19 protein-coding genes are annotated in these 19,347 nt (G+C 70.9%); 3 read left to right on the top strand and 16 right to left on the bottom strand.

Annotated elements, in window-relative coordinates:
• The first annotated feature begins 99 nt into the window (after nucleotides 1-99).
• Nucleotides 100-1,260, top strand: a complete 1,161-nt coding sequence (locus EOE66_RS20360) for a BUD32 family EKC/KEOPS complex subunit (RefSeq protein WP_205702776.1) — start codon at nucleotides 100-102, stop codon at nucleotides 1,258-1,260.
• On the opposite strand, the gene EOE66_RS20355 is transcribed toward EOE66_RS20360, so the two are convergent.
• The 9 genes from EOE66_RS20355 to EOE66_RS20315 all read right to left on the bottom strand — a co-directional run bounded on the left by EOE66_RS20355 (nucleotide 1,199) and on the right by EOE66_RS20315 (nucleotide 9,921).
• Entirely contained in the window at nucleotides 1,199-3,271 is a 2,073-nt protein-coding gene (locus EOE66_RS20355; protein ID WP_128230590.1) for a 3'-5' exonuclease, read from the bottom strand. The two genes, EOE66_RS20360 and EOE66_RS20355, sit on opposite strands and share 62 nt — an antisense overlap.
• Complete coding sequence (locus EOE66_RS20350; protein WP_245479122.1) at nucleotides 3,268-4,770, bottom strand: putative nucleotidyltransferase substrate binding domain-containing protein; 1,503 nt, start codon at nucleotides 4,768-4,770, stop codon at nucleotides 3,268-3,270. The genes EOE66_RS20355 and EOE66_RS20350 overlap by 4 nt, the downstream gene beginning before the upstream one ends.
• Before the next feature lie 165 nt (nucleotides 4,771-4,935).
• A complete protein-coding gene (locus tag EOE66_RS20345; RefSeq protein ID WP_128230589.1) occupies nucleotides 4,936-6,660 on the bottom strand; it encodes a cation acetate symporter in 1,725 nt (574 codons plus the stop codon).
• An 8-nt stretch (nucleotides 6,661-6,668) separates the two neighbouring features.
• Complete coding sequence (locus tag EOE66_RS20340) at nucleotides 6,669-6,977, bottom strand: DUF485 domain-containing protein (protein ID WP_128230588.1); 309 nt, start codon at nucleotides 6,975-6,977, stop codon at nucleotides 6,669-6,671.
• Nucleotides 6,978-7,202: 225 nt separating this feature from the next.
• A complete protein-coding gene (locus EOE66_RS20335; protein ID WP_128230587.1) occupies nucleotides 7,203-7,538 on the bottom strand; it encodes a hypothetical protein in 336 nt (111 codons plus the stop codon).
• A gap of 95 nt (nucleotides 7,539-7,633) precedes the next feature.
• Nucleotides 7,634-8,260 (bottom strand): 2-hydroxychromene-2-carboxylate isomerase, encoded by a 627-nt coding sequence (locus EOE66_RS20330; protein ID WP_128230586.1) that lies wholly within the window; start codon nucleotides 8,258-8,260, stop codon nucleotides 7,634-7,636.
• Nucleotides 8,261-8,276: 16 nt separating this feature from the next.
• Complete coding sequence (locus EOE66_RS20325) at nucleotides 8,277-8,504, bottom strand: DUF1289 domain-containing protein (RefSeq protein ID WP_128230585.1); 228 nt, start codon at nucleotides 8,502-8,504, stop codon at nucleotides 8,277-8,279.
• On the bottom strand, nucleotides 8,501-8,992 hold the full coding sequence (locus EOE66_RS20320; protein ID WP_128230584.1) for a YbaK/EbsC family protein: 492 nt from the start codon (nucleotides 8,990-8,992) through the stop codon (nucleotides 8,501-8,503). Before EOE66_RS20320 ends, EOE66_RS20325 begins: the two co-directional genes overlap by 4 nt.
• The gene (locus EOE66_RS20315; RefSeq protein WP_128230583.1) at nucleotides 8,989-9,921 is read right to left on the bottom strand and encodes a hydroxymethylglutaryl-CoA lyase; all 933 of its coding nucleotides are present in this window, start codon (nucleotides 9,919-9,921) and stop codon (nucleotides 8,989-8,991) included. The genes EOE66_RS20320 and EOE66_RS20315 overlap by 4 nt, the downstream gene beginning before the upstream one ends.
• Before the next feature lie 122 nt (nucleotides 9,922-10,043).
• Between EOE66_RS20315 and EOE66_RS20310 the strand changes: the two genes are divergently transcribed.
• The gene (locus EOE66_RS20310) at nucleotides 10,044-10,409 is read left to right on the top strand and encodes a hypothetical protein (RefSeq protein ID WP_205702775.1); all 366 of its coding nucleotides are present in this window, start codon (nucleotides 10,044-10,046) and stop codon (nucleotides 10,407-10,409) included.
• Nucleotides 10,410-10,421: 12 nt separating this feature from the next.
• Here the strand turns inward: EOE66_RS20310 and EOE66_RS20305 are convergent, their stop codons facing one another.
• The 5 genes from EOE66_RS20305 to EOE66_RS20290 are packed head-to-tail and all read right to left on the bottom strand — an operon-like array spanning nucleotide 10,422 to nucleotide 15,706.
• Nucleotides 10,422-12,449, bottom strand: a complete 2,028-nt coding sequence (locus tag EOE66_RS20305) for an acetyl/propionyl/methylcrotonyl-CoA carboxylase subunit alpha (protein WP_128230581.1) — start codon at nucleotides 12,447-12,449, stop codon at nucleotides 10,422-10,424.
• A gap of 13 nt (nucleotides 12,450-12,462) precedes the next feature.
• Nucleotides 12,463-13,092 carry a DUF4126 domain-containing protein gene (locus tag EOE66_RS20300; RefSeq protein ID WP_128230580.1) on the bottom strand — a complete coding sequence of 210 codons (630 nt, stop codon included), beginning with the start codon at nucleotides 13,090-13,092 and terminating at the stop codon, nucleotides 12,463-12,465.
• A gap of 34 nt (nucleotides 13,093-13,126) precedes the next feature.
• Nucleotides 13,127-13,918, bottom strand: coding sequence for an enoyl-CoA hydratase/isomerase family protein (locus EOE66_RS20295; RefSeq protein WP_128230579.1), 792 nt, complete (start codon nucleotides 13,916-13,918; stop codon nucleotides 13,127-13,129).
• Nucleotides 13,915-14,043 (bottom strand): hypothetical protein, encoded by a 129-nt coding sequence (locus tag EOE66_RS22310; RefSeq protein WP_259376403.1) that lies wholly within the window; start codon nucleotides 14,041-14,043, stop codon nucleotides 13,915-13,917. Before EOE66_RS22310 ends, EOE66_RS20295 begins: the two co-directional genes overlap by 4 nt.
• Before the next feature lie 52 nt (nucleotides 14,044-14,095).
• Nucleotides 14,096-15,706, bottom strand: a complete 1,611-nt coding sequence (locus tag EOE66_RS20290) for a carboxyl transferase domain-containing protein (RefSeq protein ID WP_128230578.1) — start codon at nucleotides 15,704-15,706, stop codon at nucleotides 14,096-14,098.
• A 126-nt stretch (nucleotides 15,707-15,832) separates the two neighbouring features.
• On the opposite strand from EOE66_RS20290, the gene EOE66_RS20285 reads away from it, so the two are divergent.
• The gene (locus EOE66_RS20285; RefSeq protein ID WP_128230577.1) at nucleotides 15,833-16,459 is read left to right on the top strand and encodes a hypothetical protein; all 627 of its coding nucleotides are present in this window, start codon (nucleotides 15,833-15,835) and stop codon (nucleotides 16,457-16,459) included.
• 5 nt (nucleotides 16,460-16,464) lie between these two features.
• Here EOE66_RS20285 and EOE66_RS20280 read toward each other — a convergent pair whose 3' ends face one another.
• Together EOE66_RS20280 and trkA are read right to left on the bottom strand one after the other, a co-directional pair.
• Nucleotides 16,465-17,919, bottom strand: a complete 1,455-nt coding sequence (locus tag EOE66_RS20280) for a TrkH family potassium uptake protein (RefSeq protein WP_128230576.1) — start codon at nucleotides 17,917-17,919, stop codon at nucleotides 16,465-16,467.
• Nucleotides 17,920-17,921: 2 nt separating this feature from the next.
• The gene (trkA, locus tag EOE66_RS20275; RefSeq protein WP_128230575.1) at nucleotides 17,922-19,346 is read right to left on the bottom strand and encodes a Trk system potassium transporter TrkA; all 1,425 of its coding nucleotides are present in this window, start codon (nucleotides 19,344-19,346) and stop codon (nucleotides 17,922-17,924) included.
• Between the last annotated feature and the right edge of the window lies 1 nt (nucleotide 19,347).

The following is a 19,347-nucleotide window of genomic DNA, read 5'->3' as shown; positions in this document are numbered from 1 at the left end:
GGACTAGTGTACGGGTTCACTAGTACACCTTGTCAAGAGGTACATCGTGTAGGCTGGTTTGCATGCGCCGCCCCCGATCCGGCGCTTCAGGCTTGCAGCATGACCCACAGCGAGCGCATGGCACGGCATGCACAGCTCTCACAAACACTGGCACGGCTGAGCGAGCCGCAGATGGCGCAGCTGATGAGCAGGGCCGAGCCCCTGGGCTCGGGCATCGGCGGCGCCACGTTTTCGCTGGCGCTGGAAGGCCAACAGGTCTTCGTCAAGCGTGTGCGGCTGACCGACCTGGAGCGGCGCCCCGAAAACCGGCTGTCAACGGCCAACCTCTTTGGGCTGCCGACGTTTTGCCAGCGCAATGTCGGCTCGGTCGGCTTTGGGGTCTGGCGCGAGCTGGCCGCCCACACCATGACGACGGGCTGGGTGCTCGCGCAACAGCTGGAGAGTTTTCCCTTGATGCACCACTGGCGCGTGCTGGAAGACGCTGCGGCAGCGGGGGCCGGGCCGCTGCCCAGCGAGTTGATCGACATCGAGGCCGCTGTCGGCCACTGGGGTGGGGCCGAGGCCATGGGCCGACGCCTGCAGGCGCTGGCAGCGGCTTCGGCCAGCGTCATGATCTTCATGGAGCGCCTGCCCTGGACGCTGTCGGCATGGCTGAAGCAACAACTGGCGGCGGGCCCGGACGCGCTGGAGGCAGCGTGCGCCATGGTCGATCACGGCTTGACGGTCGATGTTCCCCGTATGAATGCGCTGGGCTTGCTGCACGGCGACGCCCACTTCGACAACATCCTGACCGATGGGCAAGGGCTCTGCTTTGCCGATCTCGGGCTGGCGATGTCCGAGAGCTTCGCGCTCTCGGCCGATGAGTTGGGCTACCTGCGCCACCACGCCAGCCTGGACCGCGCCTACGTCCTGGCCCGCTGGACGGCCTGGCTGGTCCAGGCCTTCGTGCCGGCAGCCGGCAGCGCGCAGGAACGCATGGCACTGGTTCGGGCCGTGGCGCAGGGAGAAGACCCGCACCGGCTGATGCCGGCCTTGCCTTCATGCGCCGCGGCCCTTCTCATCCGCCACGCGCCGACAGCCGCTGTCGTCGACGACTTCTACGTGAAGCTGCACCGCGAAGGCAGAGACGCACCTTACCCGCGTGAAGAGATCGAAGCCCTGCTTTCGGGGCTGCCGGCCGTGCCGGGTGCCGGTGGCCTCAGTACCGCAGCTGCGCGTACCAGGTCTTCTGCGCCGCCGCCCGCGCCTGACCGAGCGTGACGATGCCCTGCTGCGCCAGCAGCGGCAGCATGCGACGGAAGATCTCGGCCGTGACCAGCGCGTCGCCCAGCGCGGTGTGCCGGCCCTGCACGCTGACGCCGAAACGCTCGGCAATGGCCTCCAGCCGGTGCGAGGCCTGCGCGGGGTGCAGCACGGCCGAGAGCAGCAGGGTGTCGAGCACCGGCTGCTCGAAACGCAGGCCGGTGGCGGCTTCCTTCATCTGGAAGAAGCGCAGATCGAAGGCGGCGTTGTGCGCCACGAGCACGGTGTCGCGCGCGTAGGCGTGGAAGGCCGGCAGCACCGTGGTGATGGGCGGCTGACCGGCCACCATCGCTGGCGTGATGCCGTGGATGGCGATGCCCTCGGCGGGGATGCTGCGGCCCGGGTGCACCAGCTGGTCGAAGCTTTCACCCTTGAGCAGCCGACCGGCGAGCAGGCGCACGGCCCCGATCTGCAGGATCTCGTCGGTGGCCGGGTCCAGGCCCGTGGTCTCGGTGTCGAAGACGGTGTAGCTCAGTTCGGCCAAGGGCCGGTCGTCCAGCGCACGCTGGTGCTGGCTGGCGGCGAAGAGGTCGAAGCCCAGGTAGTCGGGGCGGCCTTCGTCGCCGGTGTCTGCGGCTTCCAGGGTTTCCAGCAGCGCCGTCTCGGCGGCCAGGGGCAGCACGAAGCGAAAGAAGGCCTCATGCCGCGTGCGTTCGCGCTCGAACCAGACGCTGCCGCCGTGGCGCTGCACGACCTCGCGCACGCTCAGGCTGGGCGGGCCGCCGGGGCCTGCGGCGGCGCCCGAGCGGGGCAGCGCATCGAGCTCCCAGCCCATCGCGGTTTCGGTGCTGAGGGCGGGGCCGGTCCAGAGCAGATCGAGCTGGGCGCGGCGCGGCCCTCCGCTGTCACCTTCGCCCTCAGGCCGCTCCTGCAGGCGCAGCTGCACCTGGCGCAAGCCCAGTTCCTCGTGCACACGCTCGGCCAGGCCGGCCAGCGCCAGCATCAGCGAGTAGCTGTCCACACGCAGCCACAGCGTTTCGTCCACCGTCCCCAGCGTGCAGGCCAGGCGCCCGCCGGCCTGGATGCGCGCCTGCGCCGCCTGCAGCACGTCGCTGCCGCGCATGTCTTCGAGCGGCCAGCGGGTGTTCTCGGCATCGGCCTCGAACTCGCGCGTGACGTTGTCGAGCAACAGCACGAAGCCCGCCAGCGTGGCGGGCCCAGCGCGGCCCTGCGGTGCTTCTCGCGCAGCCTTCTCTGCCACCGCACGCACCGGCGACAAGCGCACGCGCAGCAACTGCCCGCTGGGCGTGCTGGTGATGAACTGCGCGCTCGGCTGCTCGGCCCCGCGCTGCAGGCGCTGCTGCACCGAAGCCAGCGCGTGCGCCACGAGCTCGCGGTCGAAGACAGCGTGGATGCTGCGCCCCAGGCCCAGCAGCTCGGCACCACCGGCGGCGCCGGGCGCGCCGCTCAAGGCGCGGAACTGCAGGCGCGCGCGCCGGTTGTACAGCAGCACACGGCCGTCCAATGTGCAGACCACCACGCTCTGCGGCAGCTCGCTCATCAGCGCCGCCAGGCGCTGGCGCTCCTGCTCGATGTGGCGGCTGGCGCTGGCCACCTCGCCGGCGATGTCGGCGCGCAGGGCATCGCGCTGCGCGGCCAGCGCGTTGATGTGCGCCGCCAGCGCCTGCAAGGGCGCCGCGGCCCCGGGCAGCGTGAGGTTGCGCTGCACCTCGGGACCCAGCAGCACCTCGGCCTGCTCGGCCAGTTGCGCGGGGGCGGCCACCCAACGGCGGTGCAGCGGGCCGGCCGCGGCCGCGGCGGCCAGCACCACCCCCAGCGCCACGGCCACCAGCCACGGGCCGTTTGTCGCCAGCAGCCCTGGCACGGCCTGCAGCGCCGGGCGGTCTTCCGAGCCGGGGCCGCCCCACAGCAGCAGCGCGCTCAGGCCGGTGAAGAGCAGCAGCACCGCGGCCGCGGCGCCGGCCACGGCCACACGGGTGACGAGCAGGCTGCGGTCGCTGCGCCTCACAGCCGATCGAGGTGGAAATGCGAACGCAGCCAGTCGCGCCAGCGGCGCACGAGGGCCAGCGCGTCCTGCAGCGCCTGGCGCTCCAGGGTCGAGAGTTCGGCCGGGTGCACGGCGTTGTCGGGCAAGGCGCCCACGGCGTGGCCCGCATCCAGCTGCCGCAGCTGGTGCGCCGTGCGCAGGGCCATCAGCAGGTGCAGGGCTTCGGTGAGGTCGCGCGCGAAGGCCGCGTCGAGCACGCCCGCCCCAGCCAGCGCCTGCAGGCGCGCGGCCGTGCCGGGTTCCTGCAGGCCGTGCTGCAGCGACAGCGCGCGCACACCGTGCACCAGCGGGAAGAGGCCGAGCTTCTTCAGGTCGATGGGATGGGCGGCGGGGTCGGGCGCGAGATGGGCCAGGTGCGCCAGCTGCGCCAGCCAGGCGCTGGGTTCGTGGAAGCGGTCGGCCGGCTCGGCGAAGCGCGCCAGCCAAGTGTCGCGCCCCGTGAGCAGCCGGCCGAGATGCTCACGCGCGGCCTGCAGCAGGCCGGCATCGCCCGCCACGCAGCGGGCATCGAAGAACACCGCGAGGTTCAGCGGCCCCTCGGGCGCGGCGCCATGCGTCCAGTGCTGCAGCGTGGCCTTGAACGCCGAGATCGGCTGGCACCAGGGCGCGCGGCTCAGCATCACACCGCCCGGGCACGGCGGGTAGCCCAGCTGCGCCAGCGCGGCGCTGAAGTCCTGCGTGAGCCGGCTCACGGCCTCGGGCGTCACCCCCTCGGGCAGCACGTCGGGCAGCAGCAGCGCGTTGTCCTGGTCGGTCTTCAACAGCTGCTCGGCACGCCCTTCGCTGCCCATCACCAGCAGGCAGGCACGGGTGGCCAGCGACGGCGGCGCCAGCAGCGCCCACAGGCGTGCGAAGAGGCGCGCGTGCAGCTCGCCCACCAGCCGCGCCACGCGCTCCACGCGGATGCCCCCGGCCAGCAGGTGGCGCACGGTCTCGTCGATGCGCTGCGCGGCCGCCTGCAGTGCGGCCACGCTGGTGGCATCGTCGATCTGCAGCGCCACGGTGTGCGAGTGCCGCGCCATCTGGCTGACCACGTCCAGCTGGGCCAGCACGCCCAGCACCGGGGCCTGCGGCTGTGCGCCGTCGCGCACCACGAGGCGGTGCACGCGGTGGCGCACCATCAGCCAGAGGGCTTCGAAGAGATCGGCCTCGGCGTCGATGGACACGAGTTCGAAACGCGCCACCTCGCGCACCGCCAGCTGCGAAGGCGGCACCGGGTGCAGCAGCGCATCGCGCAGGTCGGTGGTGGTGAAGATGCCCAGGCGCTCGGGGCCGCCGCCGGGCGGCGTGTCGTGCACCAGCGCGTGCGTCAGGCCGTGCTGCGCCATCGCGGCGCACACGCTGACGATGCTGTCGGTGCCGGCCACGTCGCAGGGCCTGCGCAGGCCAGCGTCGCGCACGCGGCCCGTGAGCAGGCCGATCAGTTCGGACGGCGCTGGGTTGGCGAGGGCTTCGGGCACCGGTGGCTCCAGGAAAGGCGAGGCAGAAAAGGGACAGGGGCCGCGGCATCATGCCCGCGGCCCCTGCGATGGGGTGTGATCTGGCGCAAAACTGCGGCCCAGGCGCAGCACGAACGCGGCGCAGGCGCGGCAGCTCGGCCGGCCGCGCCACGCCGTGCGCAGGCCTCAGTGGCCGCTGGCCCCGGCGGCGCCGATGCCGGTTTCCGAACGCAGCTGCTGCATCGCGAAGCCGGCCTTGTCCTTGGCGGCGCGCTTGCTGTTGTCCAGCACGCTGAACAGCCAGATGCCGACGAAGCCGATGGTCATGCTGAAGAGCGCCGGGCTGGTGTACGGGAACAGCGCGCTGCCCTTGGGGTTGCCGAGCGTCGCTTCCCAGACCGCGGGCGACACCACCGTGAGGCCCACGCTGGAGATCAGCCCCAGGAAGCCGCCGATCACCGCGCCGCGCGTGGTGCAGCCCTTCCACAGCACGCTCATCAAGAGCACGGGGAAGTTGGCGCTGGCCGCGATGGCGAAGGCCAGGCTCACCATGAAGGCGATGTTCTGCTTCTCGAAGGCGATGCCCAGCACCACGGCGATGACGCCCAGGCACACGGTGGTGATCTTCGAGACGCGCAGTTCCTCGCGGCCGTTGGCCTTGCCCTTCTTGATGACGGTCGCGTAGAGGTCGTGGCTCACGGCGCTGGCGCCGCTGAGCGTGAGGCCGGCCACCACCGCCAGGATGGTGGCGAAGGCCACCGCCGAGATGAAGCCCAGGAACACGTTGCCGCCCACCGCGTTGGCCAGGTGGATGGCGGCCATGTTGCTGCCGCCGATCAGCCCACCCTTGGCATCGAGGAAGCTCGGGTTCGTCAGCACGAAGGTGATGGCGCCGAAGCCGATGATGAAGGTGAGGATGTAGAAGTAGCCGATCCAGGTGGTGGCCCACAGCACGCTCTTGCGCGCTTCCTTGGCATTCGGCACGGTGAAGAAGCGCATCAGGATGTGCGGCAGGCCGGCGGTGCCGAACATCAGCGCCATGCCGAAGCTGATGGCGCTGATCGGATCTTTCACGAAGCCGCCCGGGCCCATGATGCTGAAGCCGGCCTTGGCGGCGTCTTCCGGGCTCTTGCCGGCGGTCTGCGCGATGCCGGTCTTGATCTCCACGGCCTTGGCGAACATGGCCTCGGGGCTGAAGCCGAAGTGCCACAGCACCGCGCCGGCCATGAAGGTGGCGCCGGCCAGCAGCATCACGGCCTTGATGATCTGCACCCAGGTGGTGGCCGTCATGCCGCCGAAGAGCACGTAGACCATCATCAGCGCGCCGACGATCACCACCGCCACCCAGTACTCCAGCCCGAACAGCAGCTTGATGAGCTGGCCCGCACCGACCATCTGCGCGATGAGGTAGAAGGCCACCACCACCAGCGTGCCGCTGGCGGCGAACACGCGCACCGGCGTCTGCTCGAAGCGGAAGGCCGCCACGTCGGCGAAGGTGAACTTACCCAGGTTGCGCAGGCGCTCGGCCAGCAGGAAGGTGACGACGGGCCAGCCGACCAGGAAGCCGATGCTGTAGATCAGGCCGTCGAATCCGCTGGCCATCACCGCCGCGCTGATGCCCAGGAAGGACGCCGCGCTCATGTAGTCGCCGGCGATGGCCAGGCCGTTCTGGAAGCCGGTGATGCCACCGCCGGCCGTGTAGAAGTCAGCCGTGCTGCGCGTCTTGGCGGCGGCCCACTTGGTGATCCACAGCGTGAAGGCGACGAAGGCGCCGAACATGCCGATGGCCGTCCAGTTGGTGGCCTGCTTGGTGGCCTGGCCCAGGTCGGCCCCGGCGGCCAGCACGGCGGCCGAGGTGCCGAACAGCACGGCCAGCAAGGCGGCCTGGCGAAGGGTGTTGGAGGATTTCATGGCCGGCCTCACTTCAGCACCGAGGCGTTGACTTCGGCCGCCAGGCGGTCGTACTCGCCATTGGCACGGCGCACGTACAGCCCGGTGATCACGATGGTGAAGACGATCACGCCCAGGCCCAGCGGCATGCCCAGCGTCATCACGCCATCGCCCAGGCGCGTGGCCAGCAGCGGCTTGTTGAAGGCCACCAGCATGATGAAGCCGTAGTACACCAGCATCATGGCGGCGGTGAGCCACCAGCCGAAGCGGGTGCGATCGGCTCGAAGCTGCTGGTACGAGGGGTGCGCTGTGATGCGCTCGGCGAGTGAGGCGTCCATGGGGGTCTCCTTGGGGTCTTGCGGTTCTTGGCAGAGCCCCACCCGACGCTGGGGAGGCTTGACCCCACTGTGAGCAGGCCTACTGACCATGCTCTGACGCGAAACCAACGCGCGCTGACAGAAAGACCCCGCAAGCCGAAAACGCTGCGGGTTAACCCTTGGAAATCAGCCCCTCGCTCCAAAGAAAAAGGCCGCGGCTGCGCAGCCGCGGCCCGACGCAGGGCTTCAGTTGCTGCCGATCTTGCTGCCCTTGATGGCGAGGTCGCCGCTGCTCTTGGCGTTGATCCTGGCGCTGGCGTCGAGCGTGATGTCGCCGCCCTTGATGACGATGCTGCCGTCCTTCTTCATCGTGATGCTGGCGGCGCCGCAACGCAGCACGAGGCTGTCGCCAGCGGTGAGCACGAAATTCCGGCCCACGGTCTCCTGCTGGTGGCCCTGCACGGTGCTGACGGCATCGCGCCCCACCGAACGCACGCTGCTGCCGCCAACGCTGACGGTCTCGTTGACACCGACGCTGACGGTGAGGTGGCTGGGGTAGACCGGGTTCGGGTCGGCGGGCATGCGGGCTCCTGGAAGGTGAAGCCGCATGCTAGGCCGCGGGGCGCGGGGCGCGCCATCGTGCGTGCGGGGGGCGGCGCGCCGGCGCCGCGGGTGCCTCAAGCCCGGCGCACGCCCGGGCGCGGCGCGCCTTCGGCCTGCCACGCCGGGCCCTCGAACCAAGCGCCGCCGGCCAAGGCGTCGCGCAGCATGGGCAGCGCATCCAGGCCCCAGAAGAGTCGCCCCTCGTGCTCGAACGTCGGCACGCCGAAGATGCCGGCCGCGGCCGCCGCCTCGGTGTTGGTGCGCAACTCGGCCTTCACTTCGGCGCTGTTCGGGTCGCGCGCAGGGGCCAGGGCTTCGGTCAGCGCGGCCAGGCGCGCAGGGTCGTTGGCATCGCCGCCTTCGGCCCACACATGGCGGAACAGCGCTTCCACCACGCGCCGGTTGGGCCCGCAGGCCAGGGCCAGGCGCTGCAGCGCCAGCGGGTTGAAGGGGTGCTGCGCCGGCGTGACCAGCGGCACGCCCTGCTGCGCGGCCATCCAGTGCACGTGGCGGAAGGTCCAGGCGCGCTTGGGCTCCACCTCGGCCGGGCCTTTCTGGCCGAAGTGCTGCAGCAGGCCGGCCAAGAGCAGCGGGCGGTACTCGACCTCGTGACTCAGGCCCTCCAGCACCTGCGGCAGGCGCTGGAAGGCCAGCCAGGCGAAAGGTGAGAGGACATCGAAATGGAAGACGATGCGGTGCATGGCGGGCCCTTCAGGTTCAACGCGGCCGCGAGCGCGGCGGCTGCGGCGCGGGCAAGGTGCGGCCGCTGGCCAGCCAGGCCACGCGCCGCTCGGGCAGCGCGGCCAGCACGGCCTGACGGCGGGTCTCGTCCAGCGACGACCAGCGGGCGATCTCGTCCAACGTGCGCAGGCAGCCCCCGCACCAGCCGGTGGTGGCGTCCATCTGGCAGACGTTGATGCAGGGCGAGGCGGCGGGGGCGGTCATGGCGTGCTCACAGTTTGGACGACATCGGCCACCGGGGCCCCGGTCAAGCGCAGCAGTTCGTCGGGCGCGCAGCGGAACACCCCGTTGGGGTGCCCGGCAGCGGCCCAGATTTCGTCGAAGCGGAAGAGCTCGCGGTCGATCAGCGTCACCGGCCCTTGCAGGTGGGCCAGCGGCGCCACGCCGCCGATAGAAAAACCGGTGGTGGCCTTGACGAAATCGGCGTCGGCCCGGCCCAGCGGGCCGACCTGGGCAGCGACGCGCTTCTCGTCCACCCGCCGGTCGCCCGAGGTCACCACCAGCACGGCCACGCCGTCGCTCTGGCGGCGGAAGATCACGCTCTTGGCGATCTGGCCCAGCGTCACGCCCAGCACGTCGGCGGCCTCCTGTGCTGTGCGCGCCGCCACGTCCAGCCAACGCGGCGGGTGCGGGTGGCCGGCCCGGGCCAGTGCTGCGGCCACGCGCTGGAATCCTTCGGGACGTTCGGTCATGCCGCAGCCCCGGCCGCCGTTGCCACACGCTGGCGCCGCGTCAACAGCGCCTTGCCCGCACGAGAGGCGCTCGGCCGGCCCAGCACCTCGCTGATGTAGGCACCAGCGTCGACCAGTGCGTCGAGGTCGTGCCCGGTGGCGATGCCCATGCCCTGCAGCATGTAGACCACGTCTTCGGTGGCCACGTTGCCGGTGGCGCCCTTGGCATAGGGGCAGCCGCCCAGGCCGGCGATGCTGGTGTCGAAGACGTGCACGCCCAGTTCCAGGCTGGCCAGGATGTTGGCCAAGGCCTGGCCATAGGTATCGTGGAAGTGCCCGCTCACCTCGGCCAGCGGGTAGTGTTTCAGCGCGCGCTCCAGCGCCGCCTGCACCTTGCGCGGCGTGCCCACGCCGATGGTGTCGGCCACGCCGCAGTGGTCCACGCCGATGGCCTTCATCAGCAACACCACACGCTCCACCTCGTCGGGCGAGACCTCGCCCTGGTAGGGGCAGCCCAGGGCGCAGGAGATGGCCGCGCGCACCTTCAGCCCAGCCGCGTGCGCCGCGGCCACCACAGGGCGGAAGCGCTCGATGCTTTCTTCGATGCTGCAGTTGATGTTCTTCTGGCTGAAGGCCTCGCTGGCGGCGCCGAACACCACCACCTCGTGCACCTGGGTGGGCAGCGCGGCTTCCAGGCCCTTCATGTTGGGCGTGAGCACCGAATAGCGCACGCCCGGCTGGCGCGCAAGGCCGGCCAGCACCTCGGTGTTGTCGGCCATCTGCGGCACCCACTTCGGGCTGACGAAGCTGGTCACCTCGATCTCGCGGCAGCCCGCGGCCTGCAGGCGGTGCACCAGTTCGATCTTGTGCGCGGCGCTGACGGGCTGGGCCTCGTTCTGCAGGCCGTCGCGCGGGCCGACTTCGACCAGGGTGACTTCGGTGGGTCTCATGAGCTCATTTCCCTGTTTTTCTGGCGTAGCAGGTTACACGGGCACCGCCCGCATGGCGCCGGCCTTCGGCCTTCGTGGGGATGGCGCCGCCCCGTCGTCCAGCGCACACTGCCATGACCACCATGAACACGCGTCGTTGTCTGAAGGTTGCTGCCCGCATCCATGCGCTGCTGGTCCAGGAACTGGGCCAGGGCATCGAACCAGCGCGCATGCTGAGCGAGCCGTTGTACGCGCGTGACGTGCTGCTGGTCTGCGAGGGCCTGCCGGGCACCGAACTGCCCCAGCTGGCGTTCAAGTTCCGCCAGGCGCTGGCGGCGGTCGACCCCGAAGACGCCGCCCGCGCCGGCCAGACCTCGGGCTTCAGCCCCTCGCGCTTCCTGAACTCGCTGTTCGGCGCCACCACGGGCAGCCCGGCGAGCACGCTGGACACCCCGCCCGACAAGCCGCCGCGCAGCTGGTTCGGCCGCCTGCGCGACAGCATCAAGTAGCGGCCCTGGGCCTCAGCCCGCCGCGGGGGCCAGGCGCAGCAGTTCGCCGCCCTCGGCCACCTGGTCGCCCACGGCGTAGAGCAGCTCGCCCACCACACCGTCGCGCGGTGCGGTGAGCGTGTGCTCCATCTTCATGGCCTCCATCACGGCCACGGCCTGGCCGCGCTGCACGGCATCGCCGGCCTTCACGAAGAAACCCACCACCTTGCCCGGCATGGGCGCGCTCAGGCGGCCCTCGGCGCCAGCGCCGGCGCCGGCCTGGGCCAGCGGGTCGTGGTCGGCCAGCAGCGCGCTGCCCTCGGCGGTGAAGACGGCGTAGCGGCGGTCTTGCGGCGCACCATGAGCGTAGACGGTGGCCGTCAGGCGCCGGCCGGCCAGGTGCAGTTCGTGCCGGCCTTCGCCCAGGGCGCGTGCGCTGAAGGCCAGCGGCGCGGCGCCCGTGCCCACGCGCAGCTGCACGCCGCCGACGTGCGCACGCTCGATGCGCAGCGGCAGCGGCTGGCCCGCCAGTTCCAGGTGCAGCACACGCACCGCACCGCCGTGCAGGCGCCAGCCGTCGCGGCGCGACCAGGGGTCGGCGCCTTCCAGCGCCGCCTCGGCCTGCAGCACGTGCGCGGCCACGGCGGCGGCGGCCAGCTCGGGGGCCATCGCCGGGGCTTCGAACAGCGCCGCGCGTTCACGCTGGATCAGCGCGGTGTCGAGGTCGGCCGTCGCGAAGGCGTGCGTGCCCACCACGCGGCGCAGGAAGGCCACGTTGGTGGCCGGGCCCATCAGGTGCGTCTGCGCCAGCGCCGCGTCCAGCCGCGCCAGCGCCTGCTTGCGCGTTTCGCCCCACACGATGAGCTTGGCGATCATGCTGTCGTAGTGCGGGCTGATGGCATCGCCCTCGCGGATGCCGCTGTCCACGCGCGGCTGCTGTTCGCTGCGCGTGAAGGCCACGTGCGCCGGCCAGCGCGCGACATGCAGCGTGCCGGTGGCGGGCAGGAAATCGGCGTCGGGGTTCTCGGCGCAGATGCGGGCTTCGATGGCGTGGCCGCGCAGGTGCACCTGTTCCTGCGTCAGCGGCAGCGGTTCGCCGCTGGCGATGCGCAGCTGCCACTCCACGAGATCCAGGCCCGTGACGGCTTCCGTCACCGGGTGCTCGACCTGCAGCCGCGTGTTCATCTCCATGAAATAGGCGCGGATGTCACCGTCGTCGAGCTCTTCGGCAACGAACTCCACCGTGCCCGCGCCCACATAGCCCACCGCCTTCGCGGCGGCCACGGCCGCGGCCCCCATCTCGGCGCGGCGCGCGGCGCTCAGGCCCGGCGCCGGGCTTTCCTCCAGCACCTTCTGATGGCGGCGCTGCACCGAACAATCGCGCTCGCCGAGGTGGATGACGTGGCCCTGCGTGTCGCCGAAGACCTGGATCTCGATGTGCCGCGGCCGCGTGACGTAGCGCTCCACCAACACGTGCGCGTTGCCAAAGCTGGCCTGCGCCTCGCGCTGGCAGCTGGCAAGCGCGGCCTCGAAGTCTTCAGGCCGGTCGACACGCCGCATGCCCTTGCCGCCGCCGCCGGCGCTGGCCTTGATCAGCACCGGGTAGCCGATGAGCGCGGCCTGCTCGGCCAGGAAGGCCGGCTCGTTGTTGTCACCGTGGTAGCCCGGCACCAGCGGCACGCCGGCCTTCTCCATCAGCGCCTTGGCTGCGCTCTTGCTGCCCATGGCGGCGATGGCGCTGGCCGGCGGGCCGATGAACACCAGCCCGGCCGCGGCACAGGCCTGGGCGAAGTCTTCGTTCTCGCTGAGGAAACCGTAGCCGGGGTGGATGGCCTGGGCGCCGGTGGAAAGCGCCGCGTCGATGATGCGCTGCCACTGCAGGTAGCTCTCGCGCGGGGCGTTGCCACCGACGTGCACGGCCTCGTCGCAGGCGTGCACGTGGCGCGCGTCGGCATCGGCGTCGCTGTAGACGGCCACGGTGCGCACGCCCAGGCGGCGCGCAGTGGCCGCGACGCGGCAGGCAATCTCACCGCGGTTGGCGATCAGGATCTTCTTGAACATCGTCAGGCTTTCTTCAGGCCACCGAGGGCCGGGCCGGTGTGAACCGCCGCAGCAACTGCCGCAGGAACTTGAACAGCACGGCGATCAACACCAACGCCAGCACCACGGCCAGCGCCAGCACCCCGAGTGCGGCCACGGGGTAGGCCCAGGCCAGCCACAGCAGCCCGGGCACGGCCGCATCACCGGCCAGCGACAGGCCGATGTTGGAGAAGGGCTCGGGGCTCGTGTTGGCCGCTGCGCGCGTGGTGGCCTTGGCCGCGTGGGCCGTGGCCGCCAGCGTGCCCCCGGCGAGTGCAGCCGCGAGGGCCCAGGCACTGCCCCACTCGGGGCCCAGGCCGGCGAACACGCCCGCGGCCAGCGCCGCACCGGCGGGAATGCGGATGAAGGTGTGCAGCGCATCCCACAGCGAGTCCAGGCCCGGCACCTTGTCGGCCACGAACTCGGCGGTGAGCATCAGGCCGCTGGTGCCCAGCACCAGCGGGTGCTGCAGCAGCTGCAGGCCCGGCGGCAAAGGCACCCAACCGAAGAAGCCGGCGGCACCGGTGAGAAAGACCACCAGGTACAGGCGCATGCCGCTGGCCCAGCCCAGCGCAGCGGCCAGGGCCAGCAGCTGGGTGAGGTCGAGCGCGGGCAGCGGGTTCATGGCGGCGGCTGACGCAGCGTAGGGAGCCGGAGGCTCAGCCGGGCGCGCGCCAGGCCGGGTCGCGCTTGTTCAGGAAGGCCTGCACGCCTTCACGTCCTTCGGCGCTGGCGCGGATGTCGGCGATGCGGCGCGCGGTGTCGTCGCGCAGCGCGGCATCCAGGGGGCGGCCAGCCACGTCCTTCACCAGTTGCTTGCAGGCGCGCACCGCAGCCGGGCCATTGGCCACCAGCGCGGCCACGGTTTCGGCCACGTGGGCGTCGAGCGCCTCTGGCGCCACCACCTCGTGCACGAAACCCAGCGCCAGCGCACGTTGCGCGCTGAAACGTTCGGCGGTGGTGAAGTAACGGCGCGAGGCCTGTTCGCCCAGAGCCTTGACGACATACGGGCCGATGGTGGCCGGCAGCAGACCAAGCTTGGCTTCGCTCAGGCAGAAGTGCACGCCTTCGGCGGCGATGAGCACGTCGCACACGGCGGCCAGGCCCACGCCGCCGGCGTAACAGTCACCGTGGATGCGGCCCACCACAGGCACGGCGCAGCTGTAGACCGTCCACAGCATCTCCGCCAGCGCGCTGGCGTCGGCGTGGTTCTGCGCCCAGCTGTAGTCGGCCATGGCGCGCATCCACGAGAGGTCGGCGCCGGCGCAGAAGGCCTTGCCGTGGCCGCCCAGCACGATGGCGCGCAGCGCGCCGTCAGCCCCCAGCGTGCGGAAGGCGGCCGTCAGCTCGGCGATGACGCCGTCGTTGAAGGCGTTGCGCACCTCGGGCCGGTTCAGCCACACCTCGGCCACGAAGGGCGAGGGGCGGCGGATGTCCAGCGTGCCCGTCATGCCACCAGCAAGGTGCCCGCCAGCACCACCTGGCAGCCACCTTGTGCGGCCACCAGGAACAGCGCTGCGCCCAGGCGCAGGCCGAAGCCGCGCCAACGTTTCAACCAGCCGTCTTGTGTTGTCATGTGAGAACCTCCTTGGGTGGCCATGCCGTCGTACCGGGTCTGCCGCCCGGCTTCACATGCGGAAGACGCCGAACCGCGGCGCCTCGGGTATCGGTGCGTTCAGGCTCGCGCTCAGGCCGAGTGCCAGCACGCGGCGCGTGTCGGCGGGGTCGATGATGCCGTCATCCCACAGCCGCGCGGTGGCGTAGTAGGGGTGGGCCTGCTGCTCGAACTGCTGCTGGATGGGCGCCTTGAAGGCGGCCTCGTCTTCGGCGCTCCAGGTGCCGCCCTTGGCCTCGATGCCGTCGCGCCGCACGGTGGCCAGCACGCCAGCGGCCTGCTCGCCGCCCATCACGCTGATGCGCGCGTTCGGCCACATCCACAGGAAACGCGGGCTGTAGGCACGGCCGCACATCCCGTAGTTGCCGGCGCCGAAGCTGCCGCCGATGATGACGGTGAACTTGGGCACGGTGGCCGTGGCCACCGCCGTGACCATCTTCGCGCCGTGCTTGGCGATGCCTTCGTTCTCGGCCTTGCGGCCGACCATGAAGCCGGTGATGTTCTGCAGGAAGACGAGCGGGATCTTGCGCTGGCAGCACAGCTCGATGAAGTGCGCGCCCTTCTGCGCGCTCTCGCCGAAGAGGATGCCGTTGTTGGCGACGATGCCCACGGGCATGCCCTCGATGTGCGCGAAGCCCGTCACCAGCGTGGCGCCGTAGCGCGCCTTGAACTCGTCGAACTCGCTGCCGTCGACGATGCGGGCGATGATCTCGCGCACGTCGAAGGGTTTGCGCGGGTCGGTGGGGATCACGCCGTGAAGTTCAGCGGCATCGAAGGCCGGCGGGCGTGGCGGGCGCAGCGCCAGTTGCTCGGGCTTGCGCCAGTTCAGGTTGGCCACGCTGGCGCGGGCGATGGCCAGCGCGTGCAGGTCGCTCTCGGCCAGGTGGTCGGCCACGCCGCTCAGGCGCGTGTGCACGTCGCCGCCGCCCAGGTCTTCGGCGCTCACCACCTCGCCAGTGGCGGCCTTCACCAGCGGCGGGCCGCCCAGGAAGATGGTGCCCTGGTTCTTCACGATGATGGCTTCGTCGCTCATCGCCGGCACATAGGCGCCGCCGGCCGTGCAACTGCCCATCACCACCGCGATCTGCGGGATGCCCTGGGCGCTCATCTGCGCCTGGTTGTAGAAGATGCGGCCGAAGTGGTCGCGGTCGGGGAAGACCTCGTCCTGGTTGGGCAGGTTGGCGCCGCCGCTGTCCACGAGGTAGAGGCAAGGCAGGCGGTTCAGCTGTGCCACCTCCTGCGCCCGCAGGTGCTTCTTCACCGTCATCGGGTAGTAGGTGCCGCCCTTGACGGTGGCGTCGTTGCAGACGATGAGGCACTCCACCCCGCTCACGCGCCCGATGCCGGCAATGAGCCCGGCGCCAGGCGCGGCGTTGTCGTAGAGGTTCAGCGCCGCCAGCGGTGCCAGCTCGAGGAAGGGCGTGTCGGGGTCGAGCAGCATCTCCACGCGCTCGCGCGGCAGCAGCTTGCCGCGCGCGGTGTGCTTGGCCCGCGCCGCCTCGCCGCCGCCCTGGGCCACCTGCGCCAGCTTGGCGTTCAGGTCGGCCAGCAACTGCTGCATCCAGCCCGCGCTGGCCTTGAAGGCCTCGGAACGCGGGTTCAGCTGGGACGTGAGGACGGGCATCGGGTCTCCTGCTCGGGGGGCGGCCTGCGGTGGGCCGGCATGCAAGCGCGCGCCGGGTAGGCACGCGGTGCATTGACGTTAACGTCAATCAAAGAACATTCTAGGGTCGGCGGCTAGCATGGGGCGATGGGGCTGCTGCCATGGGTGCATCTGGGTCTGGCCTTGCTGGCGGTGGTGCTGGCACTGGCGCTGCGCCCATGGCGCGCCCTGCCGGCCGCGCCGCCCTGGCCGGCGCTGGCCTGGTGGGTGCTGCTGCCGGTGCTGTGGAGCGTGGACCTGCTCTCGGCCCAGCCCGTGATGCAGCCGCTGGCCGGCACGTGCCTGCTGCTGCTGATGCTGGGCTGGCCCATGGCGGTGCTGATGCTGCTGCCCGTGGCCGGGGCCGTGATGGGCCTGGCCGACGCCAGCGCGGCCGATGCGCTGCAACGCCTGGTGTGGCTGGGCCTGGTGCCGATGACGCTGGCACTCGCTCTGGGCGCGGCCTTGCGGCGCTGGCTGCCCAAGCACCTGTTCATCTACATCCTGGGCCGCGGCTTCCTTGCCACGGCCCTGGCCGTGGGCGCGGCCGGCGCCCTCTCGGCCTGGGTGCAGGGCGTGCCGCCCACCCTGGCGGTGGAAGACGTGGTGCTGGCGCGGGTGCTGGCGGCCTTCGGCGACGCCTTCATCACCGGCATGCTGGTGGCCGTCTTCGTCGCCTTCAGGCCGCAGTGGCTGGCCACCTACACCGACCGCCTCTACCTGCCCAAAACCTGAGGCCCTCAGCGCCGCCAGAACGCCGGGGTGAACAGCACCAGCACGCTGAGCAGCTCCAGCCGCCCCAGCATCATCGCGAAGGTGCAGACCCAGGTCTGGAAATCGCTCAGCCCGCCGAAGTTGTTGGCCGGCCCCACTTCGCCGAGGCCGGGGCCGATGTTGTTGGCGCAGGCGATGACGGCGGTGAAGGCGGTGACGACGTCCAGCCCCGTGAACACCAGCAGCATCGTGAAGCCGACCAGGATGGCGCCGTAGATCATCATGTAGGCGATCACGCTCTGCATCACGCGGTCGCTGATGGCCTGGCCGTTGAGCACCACCGGGTTGACCACGTTGGGGTGCACGATGCGCACGAGCTCGCGCCGGGCCTGCTTCAGCATCAGCAGCATGCGCACCATCTTGATGCCGCCGCCGGTGCTGCCGGCGCAGGTGGCGAAGCAGCCCAGCAGCAGCATCAGCAGCGGTGCGAACAGCGGCCACTGCCCGTAGTCCTGCGTCGCGAAACCGCCGGTGGTGGCCACCGAGACGACGTGGAAGGCGCTGTGCCGCAGCGCCACCAGCGGCTCGTTGTACTCGCCTCGCCACAGCAGGTAGGCAGCCACCACGCCCGTGCCTGCCAGCAGCACCATGTAGAAGGCGCGCACCTCGGTGTTGCGCCACAGGCCGCGAAGCGAGCGTGCCCGCCACACCGCGAAGTACAGCAGCAGGTTCACGCCCGCCAGCACCATGAAGACCATCGCGATGGCCTCGATCAGCGGCGAATCGAAATGCCCGAAGCTCGCGTCGTAGGACGAGAAGCCGCCCAGGCTGACGGTGCTGCACATGTGCATGAAGGCGTCGGCCCAGCCCATGCCGGCGGCCGCGAAGGCGAAGAAGCAGGCCACGCTCATCGCCAGGTAGGCCACCCAGATCACGCGCGCGGTGTCGGCGATGCGCGGCGTGAGCTTCTGGTCCTTCATCGGGCCGGCCACCTCGGCCTTGAAAAGCTGGCTGCCGCCCACGCCCAGCATCGGCAGGATGGCCACCGCCAGCACGATGATGCCCAGGCCGCCCACCCAGGTCATGAAGCAGCGCCACACGTTCACCGACAGCGGCAGCTTGTCCAGCCCGCTGAGCGCCGTGGCGCCCGTGGCGGTGAAGGCCGAGGTGGCCTCGAAGTAGGCGTCGGTCATGCTGAGGCCGGGCACCGCCAGCCACAGCGGCAGGGCGCCGAACAGCGGCAGCACGGCCCAGGTCATGCCCACCAGCAGGAAGCCGTCGCGCGGCTGCAGTTCGCGCCGGAAGCGGCGCGTCACCAGGCTCAGCAGCAGCCCGCAGACGGCGGTGGCGGTGGCGGCGGTGACGAAGGCCGGCTTGGCATCGTCGTCGCCCAGCAGCGCAAAGGCCAGCGGCACCAGCAGCAGCAGCGCGAACAGCAGCACCATGCGCCCGACCAGCGCGACGACAGGCAGGAAACCCATGTTCAGAACAGGAAGGTGGCGCTGACCTGGAAGAGCTTCTCGACCTCGCGCACCATGCGCTTGCGCGGCACGAAGACGATGACGTGGTCGTTGGGCTGCACCACGGTGTCGTGGTGGGCGATGATGACTTCGGGCTTGGCGTCTTCGCCGGCTTCGCTGCCGTCGGGCCGGTGCAGGCCGCGCACGATGGCCCCCACCGTCGCGCCCTTGGGCAGGCCCACCTCGTCGATGCGCCGGCCGGCGAAGCGGCAGGTCTTGCGGTCGCCGCGCACGATGGCCTCCAGCGCCTCGGCCGCGCCGCGGCGCAGGCTGTGCACGGCTTCCACATCGCCCCGCCGCACATAGGCCAGCAGTTCGCCCAGCACGGTGTGGCTGGGGCTGATGGCGATGTCGATGGTGGTGCCCTGCACCAGATCGGCGTAGGCGCGGCGGTTGATGACGGCCAGCACGCGCCGCGCGCCCAGGCGCTTGGCGAGCAGGCAGCTCATGATGTTGTCCTCGTCGTCGCTGGTCAGCGCGAGGAAGAGGTCCATCTGGTCGACGTTCTCGTCGCCGAGCAGGTCTTCGTCGGTGCTGTCGCCGTGGAGCACCAGCACGCCGGCGGGCAGCTCGGTGGCCAGGTAGTCACAGCGCGGTTTGAGCGGCTCGATGATCTTGAGCTGGTAATCCCCGTGGATCTCGCGCGCCAGGCGCAGCCCCACCTTGCCGCCGCCGGCCACCATCACGCGCTTGACGGGCTGGTCGCGCGTGCGCAGCGCGCCCAGCACGGTGCGGATGTGTTCGGTGGCGGCGAGCACGAAGACCTCGTCGCCGGGCTCGATCTGCGTGCGCCCGTCCAGGTCTGGCAGCACGGTGTCCTGCCGGTAGATGGCCATGATGCGCATGGGCGTGCCCGGCACCAGCTGCGGGATTTCCTCCAGCCTGTGGCGCACCAGCGGTCCGCCGGCCACCGCACGCACCGCGATCAGGCTCACCAGGCCGTGCGCGAACTCCAGCACCTGCAGCGCCTCGGGGTATTCGATGAGCTTGCGGATGTAGGCAGTGACGCTCTGCTCGGGGCAGATGACCTTGTCGACGCCGAAGCCGTTCTTGCCCAGCAGCGGGCTGTCGTCCTGGAACTCGGGGCTGCGCACGCGGGCGATGGTGGTCGGGACATTGAACATCTCCTTGGCCACCTTGCACGCGACGAGGTTGGTCTCGTCCTGCGGCGCGCAGGCGATGAGCATGTCGGTGTCCTGCACGCCGGCGTCCTGCAGCACGCTGGGCTGGATGCCGTTGCCCACCACGCCGCGCAGGTCCAGCCGGTCTTGCAGGAAACGCAGGCGCACCGGGTCGGTGTCGATGACGGTGATGTCGTTGCGCTCGCTGACCAGGCTCTCGGCCACGCTTTCACCGACGCGGCCGGCACCGAGGATCAGGATCTTCATG

It is taken from the genome of Rubrivivax rivuli (genome assembly GCF_004016505.1).
In the GTDB taxonomy this organism is placed as follows: Bacteria; Pseudomonadota; Gammaproteobacteria; order Burkholderiales; family Burkholderiaceae_C; genus Rubrivivax; species Rubrivivax rivuli.
Note: the sequence above shows the minus strand (reverse complement) of the source record. Positions and strands in the feature narration are given on the sequence as shown.